Genomic DNA, 8,599 nt, shown 5'->3' on the forward strand with positions numbered 1-8,599 from the left:
TGTTCATGTCAACTATTTATGCCATACTCTGGATGCCGATTCGATTTCCTTCCGTGTCGATAAACAGAGCCACATAGCCAGCCATATCGGAAAGGAACGTTTTCGGCATCAGGATGCTTCCTCCCGATCCCTCAACCTTGCCCAGTACCGCATTCAGGTCGTTGCCGCCGTTCAAGTACACGACGGGGCCCGCATGTCCCGGCATATAATCCGGCCCCTGCACTAAAGCTCCGTTATTATGCGAATCCTCAACGCTGAAAAAAGCATAGCGCAATTCGCCCATCTCCAGCTCTTCCATCGGCATGTCCAGGATCGCGGAATAAAACGCTTTAGCCCGCTCCAAGCTGGAGACCGGAATTTCCACCCAATTCAACAAATGTTTCATACTCGAACCCTCCTGAAAGATGTTTGTCCACATCTTATCAGTGCGGCGCCCGATTGTATTGTAAAAATGGGAACAACTTATTCATTGAAAAAAATCGTTCCCAGACGGTTGCTCCGGCGAATATAGTCCCCCGGCGTAATGCCGGTGAACTTCTTGAACTCCTTGATCAAATGGGACTGGTCGTGATAATCGCCATCGCTTCGGACCGCTGCCGGATTAAGATTGAGGTTTTTGTAGATCCGGTTAAATCGGACAAGACAGCTGTATTCCTTCGGGCTCAGGCCGACATAATCCGCAAATTTGGCGGTCAGGTACCTGCGGGAGCAGCCGATCTCGTCACAGATGTCGTTTATTCGGATCAATCCTCCGGTTGCCACGATACGGTCCACGGCATAATCGGTAATCGGATCCGACCTGATCAGTGCGTCAAGCCTTTGCAATAAAAATTGCTGCAAGAACTGGACTTTGCCGTCCAGGTCCTGCAGCTCGGAAATTCGTTCCTGAAGCTTCCAGCCAGGCCAATTGAACACGCTTTGCGAGTCGAAGATGCCGTCGGTGAGTTCGTTTAGAGCGATCGCGAAAAAACGGTACGCTCCCTGCGGCTTGAATTCGACGCATAAATTGCCGTATTCGAGATCGCTGTCGATGAGGGCGGCCTGCGTCGTTAGCCCGATGACGAAGCAAGAAGCCTCCTGATGTTCACGCTCAACACCGCCGATTGTACTCCTCATGTTGTTCTTATAAGGAATTACCAGCTTGATTTGACCGTTCGGAGCGATCATGCTGAACTCGCTCTTGGGGAGTCCGGCCTTCGTCTCGAGTGCGAAAATCGAGCCGATGTAGGGCTGCAGCCGAGGATGAGGCCTGAAGACCTTAAACGAAAGATCCTGCGCCATGTTTCACCGCCTTGGACGCCTATGAATGAATCGACTTTGTCTATTATAGCACATACCAGGCGGCCCAATCGGAGAAAGTGTGCGGTTCGTTTCGTAGACTCACCGCTCGGCTGCGGGGGCTCACTTGCCCACAGTCTCGCTGTACAGCCGGCACTCGGCGCGCCATGCGGCGCCGGGCGCCAGCATGACGATTCCGGTTTGCTCCGGCGGCAGGCCGGAGTTCGGAGCGTTGACCAGCATCGATTGCGGTTCCGGGCAGAAAAAGCCCGGCGTTGCGTTGTTGTTCCAGATCATCCACTGCTTGTACGCCGGGTCGGCTTCGTAGACGAGACGAATACCAAGCTTCGTGTCGGTCAGTGTCATGAGATGGACGCCGTTTACCGGCACAGCCGTGTAATGGTTATCCATCGAGCCGAAGAACGGGTACACGCCGGTGGACGCCATCAGCTCTTCGTCCCGCGTCAGCGGCTGGAAGTTCCCCGTAGGCAGCATCCGATCGTTCATTTCCCAGCGGTTGCCGATCGAAAGCTTCAGCTTGTAGTCGTCCGCGCTGCCGTCCGGAGCGAACGGGGCGTTAACCGAGGTGTGGAACGCAACCATGCAAGGCATCGGCTCGCCGCCTTCGTTCGTTACTTCCACCGCTTGATGAAGCCCTTGCTCCGACAACGTGTAACGGATGCGGAACCGGAACCGGTGCGGAAAATGGCTATAAACCGGGTGCGCTTCGTCGACGTTCTGCTCGATCTCCACGAAGCTGCTTTCCTCCGCGGCGCCGAAACCCGTCACGTTCCAAGGAATGTCGTACAAGAACCCGTGCAGATGGTTGTTCCGTTGCGTCTCGTTAACCGGGAATTTGTACGTCTTGCCGCCGAGCGTAAACGTGCCGTCCTCGAACCGGTTCGGCGGGAACAGCACCGGGATGCCGTGGATAACCGGGCGGTTTTTGAACGCTTCCAGTTCCTCTGCCCCCGGTTCGTGCAAAAACCGCAGCCCGTGCTCCGTGTCGCGCAGCGCGATCAGGTTGCCGCCGGTATCCGGCAGCAGCGCCGCCTCGTACCGTCCGGCCTTGAGCCAGACGGCGCGCTCCCCGTAATAATCCGCTTCCCATGCTTTAGCGTTATCGTTTGCAGCCACTGGATGAGTACCTCCCCACAATTCAGCCGTCGTCACTTAAAGGTGTCGTTAATTTCCTTGATTTGCTCAAGAGGCACTTTCGGTTTCCGGTCGTAAGTGAGCAAACCGTTGATTTCCTGTTCGACGTCCGTAAGCTGAGTATAGCAGAAACCTTGGACGTGCGGCGAGTCGATCAGCGGTTCGGTTACGGCGCGGTAGCGCTCGAGGAAATCTTCCTCGTTCGTCGCGGCCGAATAGCCCCAGCCTTCCCAATCGCTCTTCTTGAACGAAATGCCGCCGTATTCGGAGACGACGATGGGCGCGCCTTCGTACGGGAAGCCGGGCACGTGGATCCAGCGGCGGGCCGGGCGCGAGCCGACCGCCGATTCGACGCTGGCATAGCGCTCAGCCAGCACTTCGCGCCGGCTTTCGTAATCGTGAATCGTGCAAATGTCCGATTTCACATGCTCCCAGCCGTCGTTGGAAATGACCGGCCGTGTGCCGTCGAGCGAACGGGTCAGATGGTACATGGCGAGCGCGTGCTGCTGCTGGAACTCGTCGACGAGAATATTCGGCACGCCCCAGCTTTCGTTGATCGGCACCCAGGCGACGATGCTCGGATGGTTGTAGTCGCGCTCGACCGCTTCCTGCCATTCGCTCGTCATGCGCCGCACATATTGCTCCGAATAAGCGCAGGCGTTCGCCATTTCGCCCCATACGAGCAGCCCGAGCCGGTCGGCCCAGTACAAATAGCGCGGGTCTTCGATTTTTTGATGCTTGCGCGCGCCGTTGAAGCCCATCGCCTTCGTCAGCTCGACGTCCTGGCGCAGCGCGTCGTCCGTCGGTGCGGTCAGCACTCCGTCCGGGAAATATCCTTGATCCAGCACCATTTTGAGCGGATACGGGCGGTTGTTGAGACAGATGCGGCCGTCTTCGATGGAAATTTTGCGCATGCCGAAATAGCTTTCGACGCGGTCCGTCTCCGTGCCGGCTTGCAGCAGCGTGAACCGGACATCGTACAAATTCGGCCGGCCGGGCGACCACCAGCGCCCTTCGCTATGGTCGTTGTAGTCGTGCAGCCCGATCCGGAAGCGGGTTTCCTCATGCTCGATGCGGCGCGTCTCTTCCGCTACCGTCTCGCCTTGATAGGTGACCAGCGTATGCAGCAGCACGTCGCGGCCGGCCGGCTCGCCGGCGACAAACACGCGGATGCCGATCTCGTTCGTGTCGATGTCGGGCGTCATTTTGACATGGCTGAGGTGAATATCGGGCACGGCTTCGAGCCACACCGTCTGCCAGATGCCGGTCGTACGGGTGTAGAAGATCGAGGCCGAATGCTCTTTCCAATACTGCTTGCCGCGCGGCAGCGTCATGTCCTTATGATAGTCGACCGCTTTGACGACGATGTCGGCACGACCATGCTCATCCAGTAAAGGCGTAATATCGGCTGAAAACGGCGTATGGCCGCCGCTGTGGCGTGCCGCCTGCGTGCCGTTCACCCACACCGTTGCATCGTAATCGACCGCGCCAAAATGCAGCAGCACCCGCTTGTCTTGCCGGAATTCGGCGGGGATATCGACCTGCTTGCGGTACCAGACGACGTCGTGGAAGCCGGTCTCGCCGATGCCGCTCAGCTTGCTCTGCGGGCAGAACGGTACCGTAATGCGCCGGCTGAGCGGCGCGCCGCGGTGCCAGCCTTCGCGTTCGCCGGTGCGGGCGTCGTCAAATTCGAACTCCCATTCGCCGTTCAAATTGATCCATTCGTTGCGGACAAACTGCGGACGAGGGTACTCGGGACGGGGTAATGACATCGTATCACTCCTAGTGTATTATGTAATTGCAATATATATTGTGATTTTACAATGATGATTGCGCATTGTAAACTAGCTTCATCGAAAAAAGTTTAGGGGGTACTCACGTTGTCGCAAGGAACGGAACGAACGAAGCGGGTGCCGCCCGCCCAAATCCAGGAAGTGGCGAAGGCGCTGTCCGGCGATTTGCGCCTGCGCATTCTGGAGACGCTCGGCGACCGGACGATGAGCGTCTCGCAGCTGGCGGAGGGGCTGGGCGTGGCGCAGCCGACCGTCTCGATCAACATGCAAATTCTCGAGCAAGCGGGACTGGTGACGACGACGCAGGGGGCGAATCGCGAGAAGCTGTGCAGCCGCTCCTGCGACGACGTCCGGTTCGAGCTGCCGAACGCGCCGGGCGATGCGCTCCACGAGCTGGAGGAGATCGTCATGCCGGTCGGCTTGTACACGAGCTGCTCGGTGCAGCCGACATGCGGACTTGCCGGCATGGACGGCATTATCGGCTGCCCCGACGACCCGCGCTCGTTTTATTTACCGGAGCGTGCGGGGGCGGAGCTGCTCTGGTTCAGCGGAGCGGGCTACGTCGAGTACCGTTTTCCGAATCCGGTGCCGCCGGAGCTGCCGCTCAAAGGGCTGCGCATCAGCGCCGAGCTGTGCTCGGAGGCGATCGGTTTTAACGAAGAGTGGCCTTCGGACATTACGCTGTACGTGAACGGCAAACGGATCGGCACAGTGACGCCGGGCGGGGATTACGGACAGGAGCGCGGCAAGCTGACCCCGACGTGGTGGGCGTACGGTACGCAGCACGGGGACTTGTACGAATGGAGAATCGAGGGGGACGGCTGCTACGTCGGGAAGCAGCGGACGGCGGATACGACACTGGACGAGCTCGAGCTGCATTTTCTCCGTCCGATTCTGGTGCGGTTCGAGGTGGAGCCGGATGCGCCGAACTGCCGCGGCCTGAACTTGTTCGGCGAGCAGTTCGGCAATTACAGCCAAGCGATCAAAATGACGTTCGTGAAGTAGCGCGGCTGTTCACACCCGTTCAAGCGGCCGATGCGGCGGCGGAGGGAGCGAGACGCGGATCGGATCGCCGGGCCGAACGTCGCCGCCGGTAATGACGATGCCCATAATGCCGGCTTTGCGGATAATATTGCCGTGCTCGTCGCGGTCAAGCACCGCCGCCAGCAAGCCTTGTTGAAAACGGTCCAGCTGCGGGCACGGATTGCGCAAGCCGGTCACTTCCACCACAGCCTCGCTGCCCAGCTGCAGCCTCGTGCCGACAGGCAGCTTCAGCAGCTCGACGCCGCGCGTCGTAATATTTTCGCCCATTTGCCCCGCCGTTACGGAGAAACCAGCAGCCTGCAGCTCATCGTGCAGCTCCCCGTGGATGAGGTGCACCTGGCGTAAATTCGGCTGGGTCGGATCCTGCGCTACCCGCGACCGATGCTTGACCGTGGCGCCCATGTGCGCGTCTCCCTCGACGCCGAGCCCGGCGAGAAGCCGGATGCCGGCCTCGTTCGTTTTGCTGAACGTATGCGCGGCGCTGCGGCTTACCGCCGCCACTGTTCCAATTGCAAGTTCCATTGCATCCACCGCCTCGATGGTTTGTTGGGTAATGCTGATTATAATTTTAAGTCCGTTTGCCAATTTGCACCAGCGCAAAAAAAGGGATGGAGAAGCAAGATCGTCTGCTTCCTCCATCCCTTTTTGCCGTGCTATCGTATTAGCCTCCGAACGCGTCGCGGAACGCTCGCGCCAGCTTCTCCGGCTCGACGTTCCAGAGCGCCGCGACTTCGGCGTTAACGTTCTCATCCCACCAATCGGCGAGCGCTTTCCGGTTGCTGCCGTTCTCGGCGATGTACAAAAGGTTTTGCAGCACTTTGCCGACGTACAGCTTTTCCGCTTCCGCCATCCGCTCCGGAGGAATGTACACCTTCAGCCGTTTGGCGGCTCGGTACAACTCGCGGGCGCAGGCGCGCCGAACGCCGCGCACGGTAGGAAGCTGCTTGGTATGCTTCTCGGCGGGTTTGCCTGTCGTCATCCGTCCGCTCGACTCCTCTCGCTCCTTGGCATCATACGGTTCAGTGTATGCGGGCGGAGGCGGATGGGCGACGGCGGATGCCGGGTGCTATGCGCCCAAGTTGCGAGCTGCGAGACGTGCAGCGGACGGAAACGTGCCGCCGGTGTGACGGTACTGCCCGGACGCGCGGCGGGCGGCCTGCGATATGGTGGTGTAGGCCGCTGCGCGGCATCGGCCGGTTGCGCAGGCGATTTGGCCTGCGGTGCGTGATGCGGGCGGCCTGCGATACGGTGGTGTAGGCCGCTGCGCGGCATCGGCCGGATGCGCAGGCGATTTGGCCTGCGGTGCGTGATGCGGGCGGCCTGCGATGCGGTGAGACCGGCGGATTAATCGACGACGATATAGCCGATCATCGGCCCGTTATGGGCAGCATCCGGATGATCGGTGCAGATGATGCGGTACGTGCCTTCTTTCATCGCGGTGAACGAGACGACCGTTTCTTTGCCTTTCTTCACTTCGCCCTTAACGTTCAAACCTTCGATGAAAAACTTATGGGAAGCACCGTTGACGCCGAGGATGCTGAGATTGATTTTCTCGCCCTTTTTGACCGGGATTGTGCCCGGGTCCCAGCGGTACGCCTCCATCTCTTTGCCGTCCGGCATCGTCGTCTTGAATTCGCCCGTCACCAAATGAATCGTCCGTTCGCCGCCCATCCCGGCGCTCGCCGCCTTGCTCTCGGAATGCTTCAAATACAAGCCCGTCACGGCAATCGCGCACAGCAAAATCGCTCCCAGCACGATCTGGCCGCGCCGAATAAACATCACTTTGTTCATCGCCATTCCCCCGCTTCCTGAGTTTGTACCATTTGTATGCGGGGGGCGGGCCGGACATGCCAAGGATTTGTCCCGCTGGGGGACGGGCATCCTTACCGCCAGCGCTGTGGATACCGCCGTTGTGTGGAGCTGCCGGCGGCAAGGCGGTGGTATAAATATGCAATGGCGACGATCAGCACAGAACCGGCAACGACGGGAGCGAGCAGGAAGCTCCAGCCGGCGCCGCTCAGCATGACGAGCAGCGGATCGGCCCCGGCCGGCGGATGGACGGTGCGCGTCAGCTGCATGGCGGCGATGGCTAGTCCGACAGCTAGCGCCATGCTCCAGGCGTGAGTGCCGCAAACGGCCATCGTTCCGAGGCCGATTGCCGTCGACAGCGCGTGGCCGCCGACGATGTTGCGAGGCTGGGCGAGCGGGCTATCCGGCAAAGCGAAAGCAAGCACGCAAGTCGCGCCAAAGGGAGCCATCAGCAAGGCGACGTGGCCGAGCGAGCCGAGAGCGGCGCACAGCAAAATGGCGAGGAAGCCGCCGGCCGCGGAGCGGAGCGCGGCGGGGAACGCAGCTGGAAGCTTGAGCAGCGGCGCCTTGCGTGAGGTGGCAGCTGCAGGGGCGGTGGCCGATACAAAGGCGATCCCCGGCGATGGCGTCGCCGTCGCGGGAGAGGACGGAATTGTATTGGAGGAAACGGTAGAGGTCGAGGTTGCGGTAAACCTCGTTGGGGCGGCATTCGGACGAGTAGTATGTGGCATCATGATCTCCTTCTTTCCTTACGTTTAGGGCTTATGGTACCATGAGGATATGGTATTTGATAAATGAATATATTAAATAAAATCAATTCGAAAATTCGATATCTACATTGAAAGAAGAGGTGTTGGCTCGATGCTTGAGCTGCTGGAGGGAAGATGTCTGCTGACGTTCCTTGCGGTTTTGGAGGAGAAAAGCTTCAGCCGCGCCGCAGAGCGGCTCGGCTATGTGCAGTCGACGGTGACAGCGCATATTCGGCAGCTTGAGGAGGTGTTTGGCAAGAGGCTGTTTGACCGGCTGCCGCGCGGCGTTGAGCCGACGGCAGCCGGACTGGAAGCGGCCGGCTTCGCCCGGCGCTTCGTCCAGCTCGGCGAAGCGCTGACGAGCTCTATGGCGGCGCTGGACGAGCCGCGCGGCACAGTCAGGCTGCAGGCGCTGGAAGCTTTTTGCACCGCGCACATGACGCCGGTGCTGAACCGTTTTGCCCGGCGCTACCCGGGCATCCGGCTCCAGCTCGAAGGCGGCTTCCTGCAGGAACGCCGATGCCGTCGCATCTGGCCGGGCAGAGCTCGGTTTCGTGCCGGCCGACCCGGGCCGCGGCGAGCTCGCTTTCACGCCGCTTCTGGAGGAGCGGCTCGTCTGGGTCGCTTCGCCGCTGCTCGCGCAGCGCTGGCGCGAAGCCGGCTGGGACGCGCTCCGGACCGAGCGCGTCATCGGCTTCGGCGGACGCTGCCTGTTCCAGACGCTGCGCCGAGCAGCAGCTGCGCGGCTTCGCGCAGACCGAACGGCGCACC

9 protein-coding genes and 2 pseudogenes are annotated in these 8,599 nt (G+C 60.2%); 3 read left to right on the top strand and 8 right to left on the bottom strand.

Annotation, left to right across the window (positions count from 1 at the left end; translation table 11 throughout):
- Positions 1–16 precede the first annotated feature (16 nt).
- The 4 genes from SD70_RS16670 to SD70_RS16685 form a co-directional block, all read right to left on the bottom strand.
- Entirely contained in the window at positions 17–385 is a 369-nt protein-coding gene (locus tag SD70_RS16670) for a VOC family protein (protein ID WP_041048656.1), read from the bottom strand.
- Between the two features lie 77 nt (positions 386–462).
- Complete coding sequence (locus SD70_RS16675) at positions 463–1,281, bottom strand: helix-turn-helix transcriptional regulator (RefSeq protein WP_041048657.1); 819 nt, start codon at positions 1,279–1,281, stop codon at positions 463–465.
- Between the two features lie 120 nt (positions 1,282–1,401).
- Positions 1,402–2,415 carry an aldose 1-epimerase gene (locus SD70_RS16680; protein WP_041048658.1) on the bottom strand — a complete coding sequence of 338 codons (1,014 nt, stop codon included), beginning with the start codon at positions 2,413–2,415 and terminating at the stop codon, positions 1,402–1,404.
- A gap of 32 nt (positions 2,416–2,447) precedes the next feature.
- Positions 2,448–4,205 (bottom strand): glycoside hydrolase family 2 protein, encoded by a 1,758-nt coding sequence (locus SD70_RS16685; protein WP_041048659.1) that lies wholly within the window; start codon positions 4,203–4,205, stop codon positions 2,448–2,450.
- A gap of 108 nt (positions 4,206–4,313) precedes the next feature.
- Here SD70_RS16685 and SD70_RS16690 point away from each other — a divergent pair, with 108 nt between their 5' ends.
- A complete protein-coding gene (locus SD70_RS16690) occupies positions 4,314–5,231 on the top strand; it encodes an ArsR/SmtB family transcription factor (RefSeq protein WP_041048660.1) in 918 nt (305 codons plus the stop codon).
- Between the two features lie 9 nt (positions 5,232–5,240).
- On the opposite strand, the gene SD70_RS16695 is transcribed toward SD70_RS16690, so the two are convergent.
- The 4 genes from SD70_RS16695 to SD70_RS40400 form a co-directional block, all read right to left on the bottom strand.
- Positions 5,241–5,792, bottom strand: a complete 552-nt coding sequence (locus tag SD70_RS16695; protein ID WP_041048675.1) for an MOSC domain-containing protein — start codon at positions 5,790–5,792, stop codon at positions 5,241–5,243.
- Positions 5,793–5,931: 139 nt separating this feature from the next.
- The gene (locus SD70_RS16700) at positions 5,932–6,249 is read right to left on the bottom strand and encodes a hypothetical protein (RefSeq protein WP_041048661.1); all 318 of its coding nucleotides are present in this window, start codon (positions 6,247–6,249) and stop codon (positions 5,932–5,934) included.
- 365 nt (positions 6,250–6,614) lie between these two features.
- A complete protein-coding gene (locus tag SD70_RS16705) occupies positions 6,615–7,061 on the bottom strand; it encodes a cupredoxin domain-containing protein (RefSeq protein WP_041048676.1) in 447 nt (148 codons plus the stop codon).
- 92 nt (positions 7,062–7,153) lie between these two features.
- Positions 7,154–7,813: an HPP family protein gene (locus tag SD70_RS40400; RefSeq protein WP_394297978.1), complete on the bottom strand. Its 660-nt coding sequence runs from the start codon at positions 7,811–7,813 to the stop codon at positions 7,154–7,156.
- Between the two features lie 127 nt (positions 7,814–7,940).
- Here SD70_RS40400 and SD70_RS40405 point away from each other — a divergent pair.
- Both SD70_RS40405 and SD70_RS40410 read left to right on the top strand, forming a co-directional pair.
- Positions 7,941–8,270, top strand: a pseudogene (locus tag SD70_RS40405) (LysR family transcriptional regulator); the annotation flags it as partial.
- A 112-nt stretch (positions 8,271–8,382) separates the two neighbouring features.
- Positions 8,383–8,599, top strand: a pseudogene (locus tag SD70_RS40410) (LysR family transcriptional regulator); the annotation flags it as partial.

Source organism: Gordoniibacillus kamchatkensis, assembly GCF_000829455.1.
In the GTDB taxonomy this organism is placed as follows: domain Bacteria; phylum Bacillota; class Bacilli; order Paenibacillales; family NBRC-103111; genus Gordoniibacillus; species Gordoniibacillus kamchatkensis.

Coding starts and splice junctions, on each gene's coding strand:
- SD70_RS16670 (WP_041048656.1), bottom strand. CDS start 385: ATGAAACATTTGTTGAATTGGGTGGAAATTCCGGTCTCCAGCTTGGAG.
- SD70_RS16675 (WP_041048657.1), bottom strand. CDS start 1,281: ATGGCGCAGGATCTTTCGTTTAAGGTCTTCAGGCCTCATCCTCGGCTG.
- SD70_RS16685 (WP_041048659.1), bottom strand. CDS start 4,205: ATGTCATTACCCCGTCCCGAGTACCCTCGTCCGCAGTTTGTCCGCAAC.
- SD70_RS16695 (WP_041048675.1), bottom strand. CDS start 5,792: ATGGAACTTGCAATTGGAACAGTGGCGGCGGTAAGCCGCAGCGCCGCG.
- SD70_RS16700 (WP_041048661.1), bottom strand. CDS start 6,249: ATGACGACAGGCAAACCCGCCGAGAAGCATACCAAGCAGCTTCCTACC.
- SD70_RS16705 (WP_041048676.1), bottom strand. CDS start 7,061: ATGAACAAAGTGATGTTTATTCGGCGCGGCCAGATCGTGCTGGGAGCG.
- SD70_RS40400 (WP_394297978.1), bottom strand. CDS start 7,813: ATGATGCCACATACTACTCGTCCGAATGCCGCCCCAACGAGGTTTACC.